At 41.9% G+C, this 21,576-nt stretch carries 19 protein-coding genes; 16 read left to right on the top strand and 3 right to left on the bottom strand.

The features are described 5' to 3' along the window. The 9 genes from AF333_RS17945 (at position 1) to AF333_RS17905 (ending at position 13,592) form a co-directional block, all read left to right on the top strand. Complete coding sequence (locus tag AF333_RS17945) at positions 1–3,507, top strand: DUF4132 domain-containing protein (protein ID WP_074715362.1); 3,507 nt, start codon at positions 1–3, stop codon at positions 3,505–3,507. Between the two features lie 7 nt (positions 3,508–3,514). Then, the gene (locus AF333_RS17940) at positions 3,515–5,158 is read left to right on the top strand and encodes an SWIM zinc finger family protein (RefSeq protein ID WP_235496563.1); all 1,644 of its coding nucleotides are present in this window, start codon (positions 3,515–3,517) and stop codon (positions 5,156–5,158) included. 15 nt (positions 5,159–5,173) lie between these two features. Then, entirely contained in the window at positions 5,174–5,458 is a 285-nt protein-coding gene (locus AF333_RS17935; RefSeq protein ID WP_043068608.1) for a hypothetical protein, read from the top strand. A 13-nt stretch (positions 5,459–5,471) separates the two neighbouring features. Continuing rightward, positions 5,472–6,350, top strand: a complete 879-nt coding sequence (locus AF333_RS17930) for a YwqG family protein (RefSeq protein ID WP_043068609.1) — start codon at positions 5,472–5,474, stop codon at positions 6,348–6,350. 27 nt (positions 6,351–6,377) lie between these two features. After that, positions 6,378–6,773 (top strand): immunity 22 family protein, encoded by a 396-nt coding sequence (locus tag AF333_RS17925; RefSeq protein WP_043068610.1) that lies wholly within the window; start codon positions 6,378–6,380, stop codon positions 6,771–6,773. Between the two features lie 21 nt (positions 6,774–6,794). Continuing rightward, a complete protein-coding gene (locus tag AF333_RS17920) occupies positions 6,795–7,208 on the top strand; it encodes a hypothetical protein (RefSeq protein WP_052520374.1) in 414 nt (137 codons plus the stop codon). A gap of 12 nt (positions 7,209–7,220) precedes the next feature. Further along, positions 7,221–12,152, top strand: coding sequence for a DUF4132 domain-containing protein (locus AF333_RS17915; protein WP_043068612.1), 4,932 nt, complete (start codon positions 7,221–7,223; stop codon positions 12,150–12,152). 100 nt (positions 12,153–12,252) lie between these two features. After that, on the top strand, positions 12,253–12,972 hold the full coding sequence (locus AF333_RS17910; protein ID WP_043068613.1) for a HEAT repeat domain-containing protein: 720 nt from the start codon (positions 12,253–12,255) through the stop codon (positions 12,970–12,972). 200 nt (positions 12,973–13,172) lie between these two features. Then, a complete protein-coding gene (locus tag AF333_RS17905; protein ID WP_052812380.1) occupies positions 13,173–13,592 on the top strand; it encodes a hypothetical protein in 420 nt (139 codons plus the stop codon). A gap of 68 nt (positions 13,593–13,660) precedes the next feature. Here AF333_RS17905 and AF333_RS35620 read toward each other — a convergent pair whose 3' ends face one another. Then, positions 13,661–13,867 carry a hypothetical protein gene (locus AF333_RS35620; RefSeq protein ID WP_235496557.1) on the bottom strand — a complete coding sequence of 69 codons (207 nt, stop codon included), beginning with the start codon at positions 13,865–13,867 and terminating at the stop codon, positions 13,661–13,663. A gap of 90 nt (positions 13,868–13,957) precedes the next feature. After that, complete coding sequence (gene ytaF, locus AF333_RS17900) at positions 13,958–14,590, bottom strand: sporulation membrane protein YtaF (RefSeq protein WP_043068615.1); 633 nt, start codon at positions 14,588–14,590, stop codon at positions 13,958–13,960. 224 nt (positions 14,591–14,814) lie between these two features. Between ytaF and AF333_RS17895 the strand changes: the two genes are divergently transcribed. From AF333_RS17895 to fabF, 6 genes are all read left to right on the top strand, one after another. Continuing rightward, positions 14,815–15,000 carry a DUF3973 domain-containing protein gene (locus AF333_RS17895; protein WP_043068616.1) on the top strand — a complete coding sequence of 62 codons (186 nt, stop codon included), beginning with the start codon at positions 14,815–14,817 and terminating at the stop codon, positions 14,998–15,000. A gap of 265 nt (positions 15,001–15,265) precedes the next feature. Continuing rightward, entirely contained in the window at positions 15,266–15,931 is a 666-nt protein-coding gene (locus AF333_RS17890; RefSeq protein WP_043068617.1) for a helix-turn-helix domain-containing protein, read from the top strand. A gap of 130 nt (positions 15,932–16,061) precedes the next feature. Next, positions 16,062–17,252: a formamidase gene (gene fmdA / locus AF333_RS17885; protein ID WP_043068618.1), complete on the top strand. Its 1,191-nt coding sequence runs from the start codon at positions 16,062–16,064 to the stop codon at positions 17,250–17,252. Positions 17,253–17,304: 52 nt separating this feature from the next. Then, entirely contained in the window at positions 17,305–17,586 is a 282-nt protein-coding gene (locus AF333_RS17880; RefSeq protein ID WP_043068619.1) for an FmdB family zinc ribbon protein, read from the top strand. Between the two features lie 389 nt (positions 17,587–17,975). Next, on the top strand, positions 17,976–18,908 hold the full coding sequence (locus AF333_RS17875) for a beta-ketoacyl-ACP synthase III (protein ID WP_043068644.1): 933 nt from the start codon (positions 17,976–17,978) through the stop codon (positions 18,906–18,908). A gap of 24 nt (positions 18,909–18,932) precedes the next feature. Continuing rightward, positions 18,933–20,174 carry a beta-ketoacyl-ACP synthase II gene (fabF, locus tag AF333_RS17870; RefSeq protein WP_043068620.1) on the top strand — a complete coding sequence of 414 codons (1,242 nt, stop codon included), beginning with the start codon at positions 18,933–18,935 and terminating at the stop codon, positions 20,172–20,174. A 94-nt stretch (positions 20,175–20,268) separates the two neighbouring features. Here fabF and AF333_RS17865 read toward each other — a convergent pair whose 3' ends face one another. Next, the gene (locus AF333_RS17865) at positions 20,269–20,736 is read right to left on the bottom strand and encodes a hypothetical protein (RefSeq protein ID WP_043068645.1); all 468 of its coding nucleotides are present in this window, start codon (positions 20,734–20,736) and stop codon (positions 20,269–20,271) included. 112 nt (positions 20,737–20,848) lie between these two features. Between AF333_RS17865 and AF333_RS17860 the strand changes: the two genes are divergently transcribed. Next, positions 20,849–21,550 carry a SprT family zinc-dependent metalloprotease gene (locus AF333_RS17860; protein WP_043068621.1) on the top strand — a complete coding sequence of 234 codons (702 nt, stop codon included), beginning with the start codon at positions 20,849–20,851 and terminating at the stop codon, positions 21,548–21,550. Positions 21,551–21,576 lie beyond the last annotated feature (26 nt).

Raw genomic sequence — 21,576 nt, 5'->3', positions numbered from 1 at the left:
ATGTTATTTAAAAGCAAGCAGTCACCACTCATTACGGCATTTGCTACGGTATGTAAACGGGAGTGCAAAATGGATGTCGAGCAATATGAGCAAATTATAGACTATGTAGCAGGAGAACGGGAGGTATTTCCGAAGCTTTCAAAACATCGTATGTATATGTACGATTTTGAATCAACGATGAAAAAGATGTGGAAGCAAGGAATGGAAGCAGAATACTTCCGTGCACTGCAAGTGCTCTATCATATGAATGACACTCAAAGCAGAAAAATGGATGTTATTTTCCTATACATAGATGAATACCTTACATTTAATAAACTGCATGGAGAAGAAGACATCCTATCCAAGCTTTACGAGCGGACGGAAAAGTTAAAAACAGTACAGGATGTGCTCGGAGAAGAAGCTATCCGAATGTATGTGGAACATTTTATAAAGGATGCAAAAGCCGAAGTAGCACGGTCATCAGGCTATCCACGGTCCGCGAAATTAACGATTGAGATGGTCAATTTATTGCTTGAATGTAAAGTTATTTCTCTACTGAATCCTTCGTATTTGGAGATGATGAAAGCAGATATCCATCCTTTCATCTATCACCTTATTACAGAAAATCATGCAGAAGTTGTTACAGAAGTGGAGCGCATGCTTGAGAAACTATGCACATCTCTTTTGCCAAACGGAAGTTCTATCACCTATCTAGAACTAGAAAAAGCCTTCCGGAAGAAAAACATAGAACATGTTAGAAAGAGTGTATATCCCGGCATAGAACAGATAGGAAAAGAAATACTACCAGCTAAAGAGTATAAATTGTATGTCACACTGTTATGTGCAGGCTTACTTTATAAAGTCAACCTGAACGGAAGTAAAGAAAACTTTTTGCGTCACACAGACGCAAGCGATCAAAAACTACTCGATGCTTTAGCCGTGCTGTATGATGTAATCCCGCTCGATCTTATCGATACGCTTCTCTTATCGGATATACCACAAGGCGAACAGATAGCGTATATGGAGGAAGTATTGGCTGGTATTTTACCGGCAACTGAACCGTATCTTTTGCTTCTGTCTTTGCTCGCTCTATTTAGAGAGGATGAAATGTTATGGGATACGGCTGAACAAAGTATCACGGAAAACCCGGAGAAAGCAGAGCGGGTTTTGTGTATTGTCGCTAATCCGATGATTAAAGGATATATTTACCAAACGATGCGGAAACAAGGGATAGACATGTCTCACCATGCAGCTAATCTTGATGCGTTTTTTGTACCAGCTATGTTTACGAAAAGCAAGCATGCAATAACCTTTTATCGTTATATAACGGGCGGTATCTCACTAGAGGAAGCACTGGGGCAGAAGGTGCTAAATTCGAAACTGCATGATGCGATATTGTTGCTGAGCTTCTTTGAAGCCCAACATGAATTTTGCCGAAGATTGTTCATCCTATTCAGTCATTATGAAGAAACCGACTACAATTATGTCAGGCTGCTTAGCCATTTTTGCAATTCGTTCGCGGACAAGCTGACACTTTTAATGGAAGCCTATATGGACGATCCTGAAGTGAATACAGAGCAATTTCTTTTTAATATATTCGATTTCCGATCCTATTATTGGAGCAAATTTACGGACGACCATTATAAAAAAATAATTATGAGTAATAAAGAAAGCGTACTGTCTATCTATGGAAAGCTACCCGTCGAGGAAAGAATACTTGTGTTGGAGACGCTGTTTGAGCAAAAAAATCAGCTTGAATCAACCTTGTTGTATCAAGTACTGCGGCTTGGCTTGCATGATACAGCGAAAAAAGCAAATGCGATTGCTATTGCCGAATTTATGGAGACAAAAGACAAAGAGCTATATATACACGTATACAAAACTGAAAAGAAAGCCAAAGTGAAAGAATTGGCACTTGATGCTTTGCGAAATATAGACGGCTATAAAGACATATATCGTGAATTGTTAGCGAATGAAAAAAACAAGAAATTTATAGAGCTGTTACAGCAATTCATCGAAGCGGAAGATCTAAGTCTCGCGAACGCGCATGCGAATATAGCGAAGATGATTGACAAACGTAAATTAACGCGTTTGAAGTGGCTGGCAATTGAGCAATTACCAAATTTAATCGAACAATCCGGACAGCCATTCAGCCAGGAAATAAAAGAATATATTCTTACTCATTCAGTAGACTTCGCAATGGAGCCTAGTCCTAAAGTGATAGAGATAAGAGAATATGCTACTCCACAATCTTTAGGGGAATTTGCTATCGGTATCCTTCAGGCATGGTTGGATAGCGGGGCGCCTGCCAAAGAGAAATGGGTATTGCCCCTTTGCGCTGTATTCGGTGATCGCCGTATTGTCGATATATTGGCCAAGCAAATCAAAGAGTGGGCAGAACAAGGTCGGGGGGCTATCGCCTCTGAAGCTGTCAAGGCACTTGCTTTCATGTCGGACACAACGGCTCTGCGTACGATTGATCAACTCAAGCACACAATCAAAAATCGTCAGGTGAAGAAGGCAGCAGCAGACGCGCTATTGATGGCAGCACGGCATTTGAATATCACGCCGGAGGAGTTAGAAGATCGTCTTATCCCGAATTTGGGTTTTGATGAGACAGGTATACGCAGATTCAATTACGGACAACGTACGTTTACTGTAAAGGTAAACAATGAACTGGAGATTGTCATTACGAATGATGAAAACGGCAAAATACTAAAAAACCTGCCTAAACCGACGCAAACGGACGATACAGAGTTAGCGGAGCAGGCTCGTGAAGAGATGAAGCTGCTTAAAAAAGAATTGAAAAACGCTGTCAAAATCCAGGGCATGCGTCTGGAGAATGCTCTGTCAACCAATCGACTGTGGAGTACAGCTGCCTGGAAAAGCCTGTTTGTGAACAATGTATTAATGCGAAGCTTTGCGATTGGTTTAATCTGGGGCGTATATGAGGAAGACCAATTGCAGGATACATTCCGTTATATGGAGGATGGCACATTTAATACGAGCGATGAGGAAGAATACGAATGGCGGGAAGATGTGCGAATTGGTCTGGTACATCCGCTTGAGCTTACGCCAGAGGTGCTGGAAGCATGGCGGACTCAATTGGAAGATTACGAGATTACTCAGCCGTTTATCCAATTAGAACGTCCGCTATTCCTACCAACAGAGGAAGAATATGAAACGAAAGTAGTAACCCGTTTTACAGAACACGAGTATGCACCGGGTACTTTCGCCAACCGGATGGAGAAACTGGGCTGGTACAAGGGTGTTCCACAGGATGCCGGTTTTTACACGGAGTTTTATAAAGAGTACGGCAGTATTATTGTCGAGTTGCTGTTTAGCGGTACAAGCATTAGCTATTACGAAGGGATGGAAGATATTCATTTAGAGGAATTGGCCTTTTATAGAAACCGTTTCGACCGCTACCATTATTACAGGAAAGAATCCCGGCTCGATATAGCTACAATTCCGGCTCGTGTATTCAGTGAAACACTGTATGACATTATGCGGGCAACAGAAAAATAGCAGATGAATGGCTGAGGTGTATATGGCAAACGTACAGGAACGGTTTGAACAATTTATTGCGCTTTGCAGCGAGGAATACTTAACTACGCATGCCAATAAAGGTCTGTATAAGCGGGCGGTAAAAGAAATCGAGAAAGGGACCACCGTACATTATGAATTCTCAGACGAGTATGTCAGTTGCACGCTTGATGACGGAACGCTTTGTCAGCTTCAGGACCGTATTGATGCGTTTTCGTGCTCTTGCCCGTCCGACAACATTTGTAAGCATGTACTTATCGCTATTCTTTACTATACGCAAACTGAGGAATTAGTGACAGAAGAAAGAAAAGGAGATTTTACCTGGCTTTTAGCGTTATCCACAGAGGATATTAGCAAGCATTTCAGTGAAGCACAATTGGACGAAGTGCTTTTTCGACTGCATTATTCGGAGGAAATCGAGATAAGGGAAAGCGGATTTCTTGCGATTAAATTGAAGGAACAGCACATAGAGGTTACGTTTGAGGAAGAAGCAAGTTTGGGGTCAAGTACATGCAGTTGCAAGGCAAAAGAAAGCTGTATTCATCGCCTGGAGGCGCTCCTGCGCTATCGTCTGGCATATCATGTTACTGATATGCCAGTGATGAAGGCGGATGTGAACGTATCAATGGACGTAGTAGAGGATTGCAAACGAATCCTCACAGAAATTATTAGCTTCGGATTAGCTAAGCTTCCACAAGGTATATGCAACCGTCTGGAAGTACTGGCGATTGCCGCTCATAATGGAAATTTGCCGAACCTGGAACGGGGAATCCGGGGTCTGAACGGAGAGTTGGACCTTTTCTTCAAAAGGCATGTCCGTTTTTCGAAAGAGACTTTTTTAAGACGGCTGACAGAAACATATGTCAGCATGATTGCACTAGAAAAGGAGCTGCCCGTAGAGCAGATGAAACAGGTTATCGGCCGTTTTAAAAGCAAGTATTATACGATTCCGCGTCTGGAACTGTATGCTCTCGGTGCCAATCCATGGGAAACACGTTCTGGATATAGGGGGATTACGTATTATTTTTATGCGCCAGAGGAGAAACAAATCTATACGTATACGGATGCCCGTCCCGTGTATTACGAGGATGCACGCTTTCGGTTTACCGAACAATACAGGAAAACGGCTGCTTGGAGCGGCGGAATGACCATGCATGATGTATCTAAATCCCATATTATGCTGCGAAATTGTAAAGTTAACCATGAACAGCGTCTGTCTGCGAGTGAGGAAACGCTCGTCAGTATACTGGAGCGACAGAATATTGAGGATGTACAAGTAGGCCCTTATCTTGTTACAGATTGGAGACAGATGACCACCGGCGTTTCCCGTAATTTATTCGAAAGTAAGCGGGATGAAGTACGGCTTCTACAGGCGAAAAAAATCAAAGATATCCGGTTTGAGCAAGCAACGCAAAACCTGTTATTGACGGTCGAGGATAAGCATGGGAATACATTGGACTTAACCATCGCATATACGGAGGAATGGGCAGACAGAATTCGGTATCTGGAGAAAAGCAGAGAGCTATGGGACCTCCGTGATTTTTATATTACAATACAACGCTATGGCACGGCCTATTATCCGATTAGTTTTTTAAAGGGTGCCATGCTAACGAATATTAAGCTAGATGTATAGGAGTGCACAATAGTAATGGAGGAATGGATTGGACATGTTAATGATTGGCTAGAACGAATTTTACTAAAAGGCATTGGACAATTGGATGTAGAGGATGTGAAGCAACTCGAAGAGTTGAGCCATCAGGCCAAGAAGCTAAACATGGACTTTTTGGCTGAGCTACTAACACATCTTGCTGTCGAAGGCAGGCGGTACGTATGGGGGGATGTGCAAGCGAATCTAGCGGCGCTTGCACAAAGTTATTTTTATGTGTGTCAGTACATCCAACTGCTTACGGAAAGCGATGGACAAGAATCATAAGGAGCATATATACATGAAATTTGATCATAAGACGCTTGATAGGCTAATTGAGGAAAACGGATTGGAAGAATGCAAAGAATATCTCTATGAAAGTGCCCGAAGCTCCATACAATTATCCCTTCTGGGAGAAGAAACGTACGAGAAAATTGGAAACTCACGGATTGTTGGATATCCTGATCTACCTAGAGACATGGAATGGCCTAGAACAGAGGACGGAGAACGGATGACGTTCATTGCTCAGCTTAATCTCAAGGATATTAAGCTATTGGATAAGGAAGACTTGTTGCCGGAAACGGGTATACTGTATTTCTTCATGGGATTAGATGAACCGGCCTACAATATTGAACATAAGGTCATATATGTTGAACATACGGTAGAACTTGCAAAACGTGAACTAGATGAGGCCTCGATATTGGAAGAAGCATACGGCAAATTCGTGTCGTACCGTTTATCAGCTAGAGAAACTATCCAGCTGCCGACGTACGCCTATATGAACAATGAGAAGATTTCTGAGGACGATGATTTGTATGACGGGTACGGCAATATGGAGCTTGAGCTGTTTGACAAAGGTGAAGGCTATATCGGGCACCTATACGGTTATCCGGAGGAACAGCATGATGACTGCGAACTCGAAGCGGCTTTAATGATCGTTGCCGGAGAGGAATACAGCTACAAGGAAGAGGAAATCGATAAACTTGTTCAGCATTTTAACGGAGATAAGGAGAAGGCACAGCAAGAGATTAATGAGATGGTTATGCTGCTTGAAGTTGATTCGAGTGATCCTGTAGGGTTCTGCTGGTGGGATTGCGGTGTCATCCACTTTTTTATCCGTCGGGAGGATTTGCTGAATCGAAAATTCGATAACACCTATCTGTCTCTTTATTCGAGCTGATAAGAATGAGAGAGGAAGGATGAACGAATGGAAGAAATTCAAATGGTTTCAATATGGGTTGGCATAGCGGACGAGCAGGAAAAAGCAGAATCGCTTATGGAATATGTGTATGATGAAGATGGCAATGCATTGGCTCCTGAGTTTGTGCGGGCTAGCAGCATGGATGATACGTACATTGATGAAGACTTTGTCGAAGTCTCATTCAGGGAATCCACATCCTTCCTTACGGACCTTATTACAGGACATTCTTACTGGGAAAGTATATTACCGGCATTATTAAACCGTATTGACGACAAGCTGTTATATAAAATGAATACAACTGTTTTAATTTATGATTTCGCGTACAATGGGCATGTTTTCGATGTAACAATCGATGGCGTAAGAATGTTTTATATAGGAGCGGTACCATTTAAAGAAACGTAGAATCGGGGTGGGAGTATGAGAGTGTATGCTACAGTCAAGCAGCTCGGAAAAAGGAAGAGCTATATCGGTGAAAAAGAGATAGAGTTAGCTAGCTCACCGGAAACGCTACGTCAATTGATAACAGAAATCGTGATAGCAAGCGTAAAGGAATTCAATGATAGCCTTGGTGAACATGCGATTTTCATGTACCTCACTGAAGAAGAACTGGAGAGTAAAGCGGCACTGGGCAAGGTTGGATTTGCAGAGAAGCACAACGCCACGAAAGAGGATGAGCAAAAGGCAGTCGAGCGGGCCTTGCTCGCCTTTGAAGACGGATTGTATAAGGTACTCATAAATAAACAGGAAATTGAATCTTTGGATACGAAGCTAACTGTACAGGAAAATGACCGGCTAGTGTTTATCAAGTTAACAATGCTTGCGGGAAGAATGTGGTAGAGGAGGAGCATAATGAAACCGGATAAAAAGGAAAATTACTTTGAAAATCTGTATGCTACAGCCCGTTCATTAAGTGGCAGTGAAAGGGATATAGCTGTAAGCATATTGGACTTTGCTACGTGTACATATGCGGACAGAATGGAAAAAACGCAACATCTGAAAAGCCTGCTCATAAAAACAGAGCCTACTACCATTGCAGATATATTTTCCGGCAGCCGTTTTAACGCTTTACTTGCTTTGTTTGGCGAGGAACTGGCAGTGAAATTCAAAAAAATCTGGGATCGGGCTTCGGACTATTCGTATGCCCAGGGCTATTACAGACGAAGCTTTAGAACAAAACAAGATATAAGCATTTATTTGGATAAAAATCTCGACAAGTTGCGTATGGTACTTCATCTGTACGAATACGATTTTTCTCTGTTGGACTATCTCACAGTACAAAACTATGAGATTAACTATTATGTATTGCCAGATTTGATTGCAGTTGAAATCGATGATAACAATTCGGAAGTAATTGAGGCGCTCAGAAATATTATCTATAGCGACAACAATGCGGCCCTGTTGTCACACTCTATGATTATAGGATTATTGATGAGTCAAAATCGTGTTGCTCATACGATGATAGGAGAACTTCTTATAGCAGCGAGGCTTCAGGAAGGACTACGCCAAAGCATCGTAGAAAAAATTGATGAAGCAAGCATGGATGCTTTTCTATATATGCTCAAAATTATCATCGATCATGATTTGATTAGATATAGCTCTGTAGTGAGGGCGCTGGATGTGTGGACCGGTCTTGGCATTGAGGCCCAGAAGCCTGCTGTTGCTAAAAAATGTATAGAGACAGGTTATAGATGCTTGACCGATCACACGTTTTTAGAGGAATGTATAAACAGCAGAGACAGTATGCACATTTATATGGCGCTATGGGCGATAGCTGTCAGAGAAATCAAAGATACAAAGCCGATTATCGAACGATTCATGGCGGGGAAAGAAAAGCATAAAAAGCTGGTAGGACTGTATTTTCTAAATGAAAGCGGCTATTCAGATTTTATGTATGATCTGTCCCATACATATTTAAATGAAACGGATGAAGAGGTCCTTTACTGGATACTGGTAAACTATCCTACATTATCCCTTTACCAGTATAGTGAGGAAGGCTATGCAAAGGCAGGACATAAAACGAGCCTGCCGGCTGACATTGCTGAGAGGAAAATTCAATTTGACGAATTAAAACGCATAGTAGACCGGATGCCTAAGAAGGAAATAACCTTTAAGGAAAGCGTATTTCCTTGGATAGATGTAACGCTAACAGAGGACTTTTTCACACAAAAAATGCTGTACATAGTTGGCTATGATATGAATGATACACTAACGGACGAGCTTTTGGATTATACAGATAAGATGAGCGCGGATACAAGGTATAATGTGCTGTGTAATTTTGTTGCAAGACCGAAAACTGAAAAACAAAGAGCATTTCTATTCGCTTCCCTAAGTGATAAGAGTATGCCCAATCGCGAAAGTGCATTGAAGCATATTGATTCACTGACATTGTCTCCGGCTGAGTTTTCAAACGTAGAAAAGCTCCTGTCTCTGAAAACGGGTACCGTTCGGCAGGCCAGTATAAAGCTATTGCTGAAGCTTGATGCCGATGCACTATTTGACGTTACATCGAGACTTATAGCTGATAAAAACGAACAAAAGCGTTTGGCAGCGCTCGATATTATCTCCAGCATTGAAAAGAAGGAGAGCTTCGCATCCATCTATGATGCATGTCTGGAGCTTATTAAGCAGGTGAAGCATTCGACTGAAAAGGAGCAGGTGCTTATTGAAAAATTGCTGGCAACCGATAAGCCGGAATACAGCAAGGAGAATGGCTTCGGACTTTATAATCCTTCAGCCGAGGTGATGGTTCCGCCGCTTACCGTTACAAAAGATTTCTCGCCGGAGCATATTTTCACGCTGACAGAGGATGAAGTAAAAACGCTCTACACGGACCTATACCATCTCATCTATCAGCATAGGGATTATGAGTATGAGGTCGAGATGTATGATGGAAGCCGCTCAAAAGTTGTACTCGGTGCTTCCTATAGCATACAGACGATAAAAAGGAACCGGGCAGAAGATGAGGAAGTAAGAGCGATCGATAATTATCCGTTGCCGGACATTTGGCGGGGGTTTCTTAAAGATCATAACCTGGGCTATCGTCAACTGCTGGAGTTGCAATTTTATGAACAGATCGAGGAGGATATCGAACGTGAGCCGTGGTTCGATACGCTTCTACATAATGTTTTCCCTATGCAAAAGGTGACAAGCATATGCGCCTTTTTGGAAACATTGGATTATCGTACCCATATTCAAAACATATTAAGCGCACTTATGGGAGAATTCGAAAAGCAGGAAGTATTTGCGGCAGCTCTGGATATGATGAAGTATATTACCCTACACGTTCCGCAGGATAAATTCACGGAATCATACAGCAAGCAGGATGAATCTAGATATTATTGGTACAGTAAGGACTATGTGACAGATGCGAATGAAATAAGCTTCTGGCTTAGTTGGATGAATAACAATGTATATGATACCGAAAGCTTCAAGGAATCATTCTACATTCGCTATACGTACTATAGAAATACCAGCTTTGAACCCTACTATAAATTTTCACTTTCTTTTACTGATTTTGCTAGAGCGTACGATGAGGGCATTATCGACACCGATGAAATGTATAAGGAATTGATGGGCAGACAAAGCAGCGGAGACAACATCAGACAGATTACCACACCTGAAGGGGAAGGCTACAGAGGAAATCAGCATTTGAAAAGTTTTCCTTTCATGAAGGAATTCGAACATACTGTGGTGGAACGGATTCTCGATATTGAATTAAAAAGAGGTGACCTGCCTACTGAGGTTAGCTCCCTGGCTTCAAAAATAGTCCGATATGAAGGAATGACCCATTTCGTAGACATATTGGTCGGTATGAATAGCGAGACTTTTGTAAGGGGATATAATTATATTTCCGAAAACCCGACCAAGAAAGAAATCTTCAGCCATTTGCTGAAGGTATGCTACCCGAAACAGGATGAAGACGAAAAGTTATTGAAAAAGCTGTTGAAGGGTAGAAGCATATCGGAGAAAAGATTGCTAGAAGCAGCCATGTATGCACCGCAATGGATTGATATTGTAGAAAAGTACCTGGGCTGGAAAGGACTGAGAAGTGCAGCGTGGTATTTCCAAGCCCATGTGAATGAAGGCTTCTCGGCACAGAAAGAGACGATCGTTGCCCATTATTCGCCTATCGTACCAGCAGACTTTAATGATGGAGCTTTCGATACAGATTGGTTTAATGATGCGTATAAGACGTTGGGCAAAAAACGCTTTGAGCTGCTGTATGAGGCGGCCAAGTATATTTCTGGCGGGGCGAACCACAGGCGCTCACAGCTATTTGCCGATGCGGTTCTTGGAAAGCTAAAGCTTACGGATATGAAAAAATCCATAAAAGAAAAACGGAATAAAGATCATCTGCTGTGCTATAGTCTGATTCCAATAAAAAAAGACAAGCTCAAGGAGACGTTGCGCAGGTATGAATGCATTCAGGAATTTTTGAAAGAAAGCAAACAGTTCGGCGCACAAAGAAGGGAAAGCGAAGCTAAAACCGCAGCAATCGCACTAGGAAATCTCGCAAGAAATGCAGGCTACAGCGATGTGACAAGACTTACATGGAATATGGAGACACAAAAAATTAAAGAAATTATGCCCTATTTGTCTCCAAAGGTGATCGAGGGAACTGAGTTATATATAGAAATTAATGAGGAAGGAAAAGCATCGATTAAGGCAATAAAAAACGGCAAGGAATTGAAGGGTGTTCCGACAAAATTGAAAAAGAATACGTATGTTACGGAGCTAAGAGACATCCAGAAATCCTTGAAGGATCAATATACACGGGCAAGATTGGCACTTGAACGTGCAATGGAAGCCGAAAATGGCTTTACATTACAAGAGCTCGTAAACCTGCAGGAGAACCCTGTTATTGCTCCGCTTATCAAACATCTCGTATTTATGACTGGTGACACGCTTGGATATTTAGAAAATGGCCGCCTTACGACGCCATTTGGAAGCTTTTGTGAGCCGGAACCTGATGCCATGCTTTATATCGCCCATCCAGTGCACCTATATGAGAGCGGACAATGGAGCTTATACCAGAAGGATTTGTTTGAAAGACAAATCGTACAGCCGTTTAAGCAAGTATTTAGGGAGCTGTACAGGCCGAATGAGGATGAACTTGCAGAAGCGACAATATCTAGACGGTATGCGGGACATCAAATTCAGCCTAAGAAGACAGTAGCGCTGCTCAAGGGACGACTATGGACAGTAAGCTATGAGGAGGGGCTGCAAAAAGTATATTACAAGGAAAACATCATCGCCAGGCTGTATGCATTGGCTGACTGGTTCTCTCCGGCTGACGTAGAAGCCCCCACACTTGAAACAGTCGAATTTTTTGATAGGCTAACCTACAAACCGATACCGGTAGAGAATATACCAAAAGTTATCTTCTCGGAAGTGATGCGTGATGTAGATTTGGTAGTAAGCGTAGCACATGCTGGAAGCGTTGATCCAGAAGCTAGTCTATCCACCGTCGAAATGCGTGCAGCTATCGCGGTAGAAACACTGGATCTGCTCGGTATAGAAAATGTAATAGTAAAAGGCTCCCATGCACATATCGCAGGAAAGCTTGGAGAATATACAGTTCACCTGGGCAGCGGTATCGTTCACAGACAGGCAGGCGGTGCCTTGCATATTATCCCTGTGCACTCCCAGCATAGAGGAAGGCTATTCCTGCCGTTTATGGATGAAGATCCGAAGACCGCAGAAATTTTATCTAAAGTTCTGTTACTTGCTAATGATACAAAGATAAAAGATCCGAACATTCTAGAACAAATAAAAGTATAGCGATAACAACAAACACCCGAAGCCTGCCAACTTGATGTCTGTTCAAGCGATTGGCAGGCTTTCCGGTTGATAAACAAACAAATAAAGGGGGACAATGTTTTTGGGAATCGATGAAATTAATAAAAACCTTCAATTACATTTACCGCAAAATAGTATGGAATGCTTACGTCTCCATGCTAGAAAACAAGCAGAAAATGAATTCTTTCTACGATTGATGCATGGCGATGAAATCATAGAGCTTCTGTCATATTTACGTGAGAATAATGTATATAAGGATATTTGCCCGTTTTGGACAGATGACCACTCAAATTATGTTGCTATATACATCTCCGGTCCGCTGAAATATAGAGTATGCTATGTAGACCATGAGGAAACTGATCTTTCCCCGGCTTTTCGAAGTATAGATACATTTATTCATGCAGTAGAGGAAGATGATACTGCCGACTGGCATGATTTGAAGAAAGACTATCCTTCTACAGACAGTACGATAAAGGAGAAGCAAGAGGATTTGCAGGCCGTGCAAGCACTTCAGAAAATACTTGATGAATATAAAGAGATAGATGAAGAGATACGATGCCAGTATATATTCTCGATTATGGCGTTAACACCGTCCGAGTCGCTTGATATGTTGCTTCACTATGTGGATGACGAGGACATGTACGTTCAGGAACGGGCTTGCGAGATACTCGGTTTTCATCAATATGTTCCGGCGAGAGATAAGCTAAGAACGATCGCGGAAACGGGAATGCATAATGGGAAGCTTGCCGCGAAAAGAGCGTTGGAAAAAATAAGGGCCAAAAGAAAAGAAAGAGAAGTATAAGATGTAGGGGAAGGAGAAGAAATCTAGAATTACTAAACAATGAAATTAATAAAATACGAGAATACATCACACTGGAGCTTTGTACTATCAATGAACTAGATGAAGCACAAATAGGATATGGCATCGATCCGGAAGGCAACTCACTTATAAAGGGAGAGGCGTTATGGGATGAGAATTGGATTGTAATAGGCCACGAAACGATGTGTGGGGATCCGATTATTGCAGATGTGACTGAAGCTGGCTATTCGATTTCAAAGCTAATGCATGATATGGGGAATTGGGAAGGCGGTTCTTATTTGGCACAATCAATGTTGGAGTTTCTGGATCATTTATGCTGTATCAATATGTTTATCCAGCAGAATGGTACGAACATTCGTAAGAGGGACGTTGAAAATTTGGTAAAGACAATCTCAAAGAAAGATACGTATGCAGATAATAGTAGTTGGAAGTCCTTATTGCAGCCACTATTTACTATCGCTAAAGAATATGAGAATACGATGAAAGTAAAAATAGCGGATATGCTTGGACAAGGGATGAAGATATCGACCGTTTCAGAGCGTGTAAACCTATCGAAAAAAGAAGTGTATGAGTATATGAAAACCTTGAGGGGGTATTCATAAGAGGGGCAATAATATTGGATCAAAAAAGCTAGAAGAATATTATAGGTGAGTATAATCTCAATCAACGCTTAGTAAAAGGGGATAAATCGGAGGATTAAATATGTACCTATATAAATTACACTTGATATTTTAACAAGGGAGCGTGATTGGAAGGAGGGGATTCGGAAAAAAGAAGAGGTTGGATGCGCCCTGCGATCCGGCAGAAGAAAAGCCAGCGTGTCTTTTTCCGACCGCTCCCACCCACCGCCCTTTCTTCTTTTCTTACCTCCCACCATAAAAATTTGTCAATGTATCAAATCAGGTGTATATAGATTGGTTTCTGAATAGTTATCTAGTACTTTACAAAGAAACGATGCTGGCATCGTTTAAAACAGGAAATTCACTGCAATTACTAAAAGCATGACACCACTTATGATTGTGCCGAATTGACCTAATGTGAAAGAACCAATACGAATGGAGGATACTTTATAACCAAAAACCACACCAGCCCAAACGGTTAGAAAGCTGCCAATTGCGGCCGCTAAGGATATAGTAAGCGGTGATAAACCAAGCAAACCTGCACCCAATCCGTTAGTCAGAGCATTCGCAGAGAGCGCAATGCCGAGAATAATCGCTTCCCCCCAACCAATTTCCCCGGATTTATCGATATCAGCTTTCTCAGGATCTTTTAGCACCTGTTTAATGCTGTTGATAGGTGACTCATTCTCCTTAACCACTTTTGATATTTTCTTTTTACGCGGGATTGTTAATAAAATGATTCGGATGCCAATGATAAATAATAGGAAAGACCCGGCCAGAACGGGGAATATTCCGGGTAAAACCTGAGAAAGCCACTGTCCAAACAAAATACCAGTTACACTGAAGAGAAAACAGATAATCGCAATTAGCAGATTTGAAAGCCAACTAATCCGAATTCCCCGAATACCATACGATATACCTACCCCTAAGTTATCGATACTCGATGCAAGAGTAAAACCTAAGACAATTAACCACGCCATTTTATTTCCACTCCCTTCGTTTGCTGTAATTGTATTAAGGGTGTTGAGAATTTGTGTTTGTCCTTACAAAAACTGTTGAGAAACATTCAACGAAAAGTCTAATAAACGTTGGAGTGTTGAAATTTCATCAACACTTTTTTGTATTAAAAAGCACTTTTTTAAGCATTTCCCCATACTATGCTTTAACAGGATGAGAATTTAAATTAATGAAGGGGTGGGTGTAAATGTATTATTGTATTGTTTGTTCTCAACTTCATAAGAAAAAAACTGTTAAAAGTAAAATATTTAAAAACGGATTCTATATAGATTCATTTTTAGGAAAACAGATTCATTTAGGTATATGTGGTGAAGAGGAAAGCGGTGAAAGTAAACAGGGAAAAATTACGCAAGCTACAATTGGAAATGTATAGGGAGAGAAGAATGAGTTTTTGAGAGTTGTTTACTAGTGTATTAATAAGGCGTGTACTGGAATCTCTGGTTCGAGTGGATCATCGTTCCCATTCACGCCTTTTTCGTTTATGAGATGAGTTTGCTTTAGTCTGTTGGGAATACTGGGGGGGGACATTTCAAAGTAGTAACATTGAAATACTCATTACGCTGCAAATATTCAGGAGTCGTTACATATACTGTTGATAAAATTACAATGCTCATTAACATAAAAAGGAGGAACAGGATATGTTTGAAGACAGAAGAAATATACATCTTGGGTTACTGTTAAAAACATTATTGAAGGAACGTTCACTGTCAATGCGTAAACTTAGTGTACTTTCAGGAATTGATACAGCGACGATTTCACGAATCATAAATGGCAAACAAAAAGCAAACCTTCAACACTTACAAAAATTTTCTGAATGTCTTGGAGTTCCTACAGGAGAATTATTTGAAGCGGCTGGTTTTAATATTGAATGGAGACAGGAAAATGCGGATTCAGATATTCACAACTCTGTTGAGGTCATTCAAAATTTTCTTGAATCAGCTAAATTATTGGATCAACAGTATACAACAGCACGTGTTGAACAATTGTTAGTGAATTATAAACAATATGCACAAACAGAAGAGGGGAAAGAATCGATTCTTAAAAATTTTGAGGCAAAAATCCGGAAAGTGGATGGAATAGGTCCATTTATTGGTCATTTAAAGCAAATGTATGAGAAGTTTCGGTATGAGAAGTGTACACTAGTTGAATCTGCTTTAATGGGGAGCGCTCTATTTTATTTTATTTTACCTGTAGATGTTATTCCTGATTACCTATTTCCGATTGGTTATTTAGATGATGCTATGGCTGTAAGTATCGTTTTGAATCAATTGTCAAAAATGAAGAATGTTCAAAAAGAAGGATAAACTTCAGGCATAAAACGGTGTCGAGTCTAATAGTAAGAGATAAGGTCATAAAATAGTAGCTTCTCCTTGTGATTTCCAGATGTTTCTAGTTTGTGCAGACCTGTTTACTAACTTTTTAGGAGGGATTGTCATGCCCGAAGTATTATTCCGAATTGACTTGAACAAACCGATGGATGAACAAGAAACACCGGGACATAATCGGTGGCATCCGGATATCCCAGCCACTGTATCCGTCAATCCAGGCGATATTTTCCGTGTTGAATGTAAGGATTGGACTGATGGACAAATTTCCAACAATGATGATCCTTCCGACATTCGTGATGTAAACTTGAATCGGGTTCATGTGCTAAGCGGACCGATTTGGGTGAATGGAGTAGAGCCGGGTGATCTCCTTGTGGTAGATATTCTTGATATCGGTGCCATCCAGGGAGCGGAATGGGGATTTAATGGAGTATTCGATAAGCAAAACGGAGGGAGCTTCTTAACTGAGCATTATCCAGAAGCGCTTAAATCTGTCTGGGATTTTCAAGGAATTTACACGACCTCCCGTCATATTCCAGGTGTCAAATTCGCCGGTATCATCCATCCAGGTTTGATTGGAACTGCTCCTTCCCATGAAATGCTAGCCAAGTGGAATCAGAGGGAGAAAAAGCTATTCGATTCTAATCCGGATCGGGTTCCGACGTTAGCCAATCTCCCGACTCCTGATAGTGCCGTTCTTGGTACACTAAAAGGAGCTGAATTCGACAGGGTTGCCAGGGAAGGCGCACGGACTGTACCACCAAGGGAGAATGGCGGAAACTGCGATATTAAAAACCTGTCTAAAGGCTCACGTATTTATTTTCCGGTATTTGTAAAAGGAGGCAAGCTCTCGCTCGGTGATATTCACTTTTCTCAGGGTGACGGGGAAATTACTTTTTGTGGCGGAATTGAAATGGCCGGGTGGGTTGATCTTCATGTCGATGTGATTAAAGGCGGGATGTCGAGGTATAACGTCATTAACAACCCAATGTTTAAGCCGGGGCCGGTTGAGCCGCATTACAGCGATTATTTAGTGTTCGAAGGCATTTCCGTTGACGAATTTACGGGGGACAACCATTACCTTGACGCCCATATTGCCTACCGCCGCGCCTGCCTGAATGCGATTGAATACTTGAAAACGTTAGGCTACACGGGAGAGCAGGCATATATGATTCTCGGAACAGCCCCTGTAGAAGGTCGGATTAACGGAATTGTTGATGTCCCGAATGCATGCTGCACGGTTGCGATACCGACGGCGATCTTTGACAAGGATATTCTTCCAAAGCCGAATCGTCAATAGAATCACAAGCCGAAATAGTAAGCGTTAGTAATCCGGGGAGAGGTGTAAACAAATGCCCATCTATGAGTATCGTTGTAGGGAATGCGGAGATTTTGAAAAATGGCTGACTATGCAAGAGACTGGGCTACCGGTGGAATGTCCTACCTGTGATGAACAGGCGGAACGGGTATTTTCTGCACCGGGTCTGATGATGATGTCTCATAATATCCGTAAGAGGATAGAGTATGGGGCGGAACCAAAGGTGATGAGTAAGCAGGAATTGGATATGAAGCCTCACTATCATCGTCATAGTCATAAAAAAGAGCCAAGCCGTCCATGGCAAATTGGACATTAAGATCACGCATTTATAAACGAAGACTTTCCTAATCCCATTGGTTCCTCCTGGAATGATAACCTCCTTTCCGAAATTTGGAGAGGGGGTTATTTTTGTGAAAAAGAGCAGGATGAATAAATAGTTTATCCATGAAGCAAATCAGCATGATAAAATGAAATATCAATCTATTATTCAAAAAAAGAGTATAAAGCTCTCGTGATAAATGAATAAATAATAAAAAATAAATTGTCAGTATTTTTATATTTATTTACGTGTTTTATCTGAAAAGGTATAGTAGGTAGAGGGTTTATACATTACATAGTTTATTTTAAAAAATGCGTAAAGCATACAATGGAGAATTGGTTGCTATGAAAATGGAGACTGCATAAAGATGGGAGACCAGAGAAATGATTCGTGTCGGTGTACTAGGGTTAGGTGTCCATGTCCCTGAAAACATTGTAACAAATGATGATTTGGCCAGGATAATGGACACTTCTGATGAATGGATTCGAACAAGAACAGGAATCGAGAGAAGGCATATCGCATCAGAGGATGAGAGTACATCCGATATGGCGACGATTGCAGCGCAAAAAGCCATCAAAGATGCCGGGTTGGCGGTTGAAGACATTGATTTAATTCTAGTAGCAACCGCAACTCCCGATTATATGTTTCCTTCTACAGCCTGTTTGGTTCAAGATAAACTAGGAGCGAGGAACATAGGAGCAATGGACATTGGTGCTGCTTGTTCCGGCTTCATCTATGGAATGGTTACAGCCAAACAATTTATTGAAACAGGCGCATACCGTTATGTGTTAGTCATTGGCGCCGAAAAATTCTCTGAGATTGTAGATTGGAATGACCGTAACACAGCTGTTTTATTCGGTGATGGAGCAGGAGCGGTTGTTCTTGGTCCCGTAAGTGAACACAAAGGGATACGCTCCTTTGAGCTGGGGGCCGATGGAAGTGGCGGCCAACATCTCCGTACAGATAAAAAGGTGAAAATGAACGGGCGAGAAGTGTATAAATTTGCTGTTCGCCAAGTTCCAAAAACGATCTTACATGTAATGGAGCAAGCGAATGTTACCATAGATGATGTTCATATGATCGTTCCTCATCAAGCTAATATTCGAATTATTAAAGCGGCACAAGAAAAGCTCGGGATTGAGGACCATCGCATTTCTGTAACCGTAGACAGGTATAGTAATACTTCTGCCGCTTCGATTCCACTATCGCTGCATCATGAAGTTACAACCAGAAGAATTAGCGATGGAGATACATTGGTCTTAGCCGGCTTTGGAGGCGGGTTAACCTGGGCAAGCCTCGTTATAAGATGGGGGCAATAGTTTAAGATAGGAGGAGACATAATTATGAATAAGCAACGCGTTGTTATTACAGGAATCGGGATGATTACCCCGTTAGGAAACGATGTGAAAACCACTTGGGACGGGATCGTAGGGGGACGTTCAGGAATCGGTCCGCTTACACGAAGGGATGCCGAGAAATTTCCGGTAAAAGTAGCGGGGGAAGCGAAGGATTTTGATCCTGCAAACTATATAGATAAAAAAGAAGCACGAAAAATGGACCGATTTACGCAATTTGCGGTTGCCGCTTCTTTGGAAGCTGTGCACGATGCAGGCATTAAGGTCGGGGAAAATGTTGATGCGGAGCGCATTGGCGTTTGGATTGGTAGTGGAATTGGTGGAATGGACACGCATGAGGAGCAATTTAGAAGATTTGAGGAAAAAGGATACAAACGGGTAAGTCCGTTTTTCATTCCGATGATGATTCCTGACATGGCTTCGGGCCAGGTCTCCATTTTGACTGGTGCAAAAGGGGTTAACGCTTGTACGGTAACCGCTTGTGCATCTGGAGCGAATTCGATCGGAGATGCTTTTAAAGTAATCCAACGTGGGGATGCCGACATTATGATTGCAGGTGGTACAGAGGCCCCCATTACTGATTTGGCGTTAGCGGGTTTTTCCAGTATGACAGCACTTAGCTTTAATCCAGACCCGGAAACAGCAAGCCGCCCGTTTGATAAAAATCGGGATGGATTCGTTATGGGAGAAGGAGCAGGTATTTTAATTCTTGAAAGCCTTGAGTCTGCTATACGTAGAAAGGCAAACATTTACGGTGAGATTGTAGGATACGGCGCGACTGCGGATGCCCATCATATTACCACGCCTGCGCCTGGTGGGGAAGGTGGAGCCAGAGCGATGAAATTGGCCCTCGATGATGCAGGAGTAAAGCCGGAAGATATTCAGTATATTAACGCGCATGGTACAAGTACGTTTTACAATGATTTATACGAAACGCAGGCAATCAAGTCTGTATTCGGGGAGCATGCGTACCAGGTAGCTGTGAGCTCGACTAAATCCATGACAGGGCATTTGCTTGGAGCGGCAGGCGCGATTGAAGCGGTATTTTCGATTCTGGCAATAAAAGAAGGTGTGTTACCTCCTACCATTAATTATGAAACACCTGATGAAGAAGTGGATTTGGATTATGTGCCTAATGAGGCGAGAAAAACGGACATACAGGCTGTCTTGAGTAATTCTTTAGGCTTTGGTGGTCATAATGTGTCATTAGTGTTTAAAAAATATGAATAGGCATATGTAGTAATAGCAAGCAAAAAGCTGTCTCAATTTACAGAGACAGCTTTTTGTCTTTCGTTTATTTTTGTTAGCTTGATTACCGCCGCGCCTACATGCGTGTAAATCCCTCTTCTTGCATGTACTGCTCCGCTTCTTCATGTGATTCAAAAGATGCTTCCAGGTTTAATCCTGTATACACGTTCCATAAATCGTTTTCATGTACAAGTAAAAGTATGTGTTTTTCTGGTCCAATCCAGCGTTCACCTTCAGCAGTGGAGCACTCTGCGTCTGCCTCCGTATGGTCTGAGAGGGAATAGATAGACGATTGAATTAAGGAGCGTAGGGCATCTGCCGAATAGTCACGGATATTGACCATTCCTTTATTATCTGAATCGTATTCAGGCAGACGGCCAGCGTAGACAAAGCCATTACCGTTCGGGTGCAAGTGGTGAACGACTATTTTTTTGTCAAATACGCTTTCTTCGTAATGAAAGTTCACTCGTCCCAGTGACACATTTTTTCGTTGCAATTGCGGGAACGATTCGATAATCGCTAATTTCTCTTCAAAAGTTAACATACATTGAGCCTCATTTTTAGTGGATTGATTTCGTTTGTTGATTATACCACATGCTCCTTTTCCGGTGAAAGCTGTATTGCCAGGAATGGACAAATCTTCTAGAATAATAAGAATGAGCAATAATAAACCTACTGCACTTATAATGAAGTACCTGTACTCCCTTATTTTAGAATTAGGGGAGAAGCCGGACTCTTTATTATCCCGGCTTTCCTACGAAGAAGCCATGGATTGGATGAATCGGCTCAAACGTCAAGCAAAAGAAAAAGCGAAAGCATTTCAAAATCATTCTTCCTTTCATGAACAGTCAGTAAGGGCGATTGATACGAGCGATCATAAAGAGCTTGCCTGGCTTGGGAACCAGCTTAGTCTTACTTACTATGGGCGTCCATGTAAAGTGCCGATAGAATGGGACAAGTCATTGAAGAATGCGGCCGGTTTCTTTGCTTTTAACCAGCATATCCATAAGCCGATACGTATCGTACAAAGCATGTGGCAATATAATCAATTCGGGGCCCAGCATGTTATCGGTACGCTTAAGCATGAACTCGCCCATTATCATTTGTTCATAGAAGGGAAACCATTTCGGGATGAGGATGAAGTGTTTAAGCAGGAATGCAAGCGCATTGGAGCGCCGCTATATGCTTTGGCTATGCAGGAGGGCTATGAGACAAGCTGTGCGGCCTGCGGGACGTTCGTCGGGCTTGAGAAGAAGGAGCGCAAGAAACTCAAAAGCCGTTGTTGTAAGGAACCGCTACGCTTTGGTTCGTATGTGCTGATTTTCCCTAATGGGGTAAGAGTAGAAGTAGAAAAATAATATGCTAAAAAAGGAACCTACGTATC

The organism is Aneurinibacillus migulanus, from assembly GCF_001274715.1.
GTDB classification, from domain to species: domain Bacteria; phylum Bacillota; class Bacilli; order Aneurinibacillales; family Aneurinibacillaceae; genus Aneurinibacillus; species Aneurinibacillus migulanus.
Note: the sequence above shows the minus strand (reverse complement) of the source record. Positions and strands in the feature narration are given on the sequence as shown.

Excerpts from the sequence above, each read along its gene's own strand:
- AF333_RS17945 (WP_074715362.1), top strand. The coding sequence starts at position 1 with ATGTTATTTAAAAGCAAGCAGTCACCACTCATTACGGCATTTGCTACG.
- AF333_RS17940 (WP_235496563.1), top strand. The coding sequence starts at position 3,515 with ATGGCTGAGGTGTATATGGCAAACGTACAGGAACGGTTTGAACAATTT.
- AF333_RS17935 (WP_043068608.1), top strand. The coding sequence starts at position 5,174 with ATGGAGGAATGGATTGGACATGTTAATGATTGGCTAGAACGAATTTTA.
- AF333_RS17930 (WP_043068609.1), top strand. The coding sequence starts at position 5,472 with ATGAAATTTGATCATAAGACGCTTGATAGGCTAATTGAGGAAAACGGA.
- AF333_RS17925 (WP_043068610.1), top strand. The coding sequence starts at position 6,378 with ATGGAAGAAATTCAAATGGTTTCAATATGGGTTGGCATAGCGGACGAG.
- AF333_RS17915 (WP_043068612.1), top strand. The coding sequence starts at position 7,221 with ATGAAACCGGATAAAAAGGAAAATTACTTTGAAAATCTGTATGCTACA.
- AF333_RS17905 (WP_052812380.1), top strand. The coding sequence starts at position 13,173 with ATGTGTGGGGATCCGATTATTGCAGATGTGACTGAAGCTGGCTATTCG.
- AF333_RS35620 (WP_235496557.1), bottom strand. The coding sequence starts at position 13,867 with ATGGTGGGAGGTAAGAAAAGAAGAAAGGGCGGTGGGTGGGAGCGGTCG.
- ytaF (WP_043068615.1), bottom strand. The coding sequence starts at position 14,590 with ATGGCGTGGTTAATTGTCTTAGGTTTTACTCTTGCATCGAGTATCGAT.
- AF333_RS17895 (WP_043068616.1), top strand. The coding sequence starts at position 14,815 with ATGTATTATTGTATTGTTTGTTCTCAACTTCATAAGAAAAAAACTGTT.
- AF333_RS17890 (WP_043068617.1), top strand. The coding sequence starts at position 15,266 with ATGTTTGAAGACAGAAGAAATATACATCTTGGGTTACTGTTAAAAACA.
- fmdA (WP_043068618.1), top strand. The coding sequence starts at position 16,062 with ATGCCCGAAGTATTATTCCGAATTGACTTGAACAAACCGATGGATGAA.
- AF333_RS17880 (WP_043068619.1), top strand. The coding sequence starts at position 17,305 with ATGCCCATCTATGAGTATCGTTGTAGGGAATGCGGAGATTTTGAAAAA.
- fabF (WP_043068620.1), top strand. The coding sequence starts at position 18,933 with ATGAATAAGCAACGCGTTGTTATTACAGGAATCGGGATGATTACCCCG.
- AF333_RS17865 (WP_043068645.1), bottom strand. The coding sequence starts at position 20,736 with ATGTTAACTTTTGAAGAGAAATTAGCGATTATCGAATCGTTCCCGCAA.
- AF333_RS17860 (WP_043068621.1), top strand. The coding sequence starts at position 20,849 with ATGAGCAATAATAAACCTACTGCACTTATAATGAAGTACCTGTACTCC.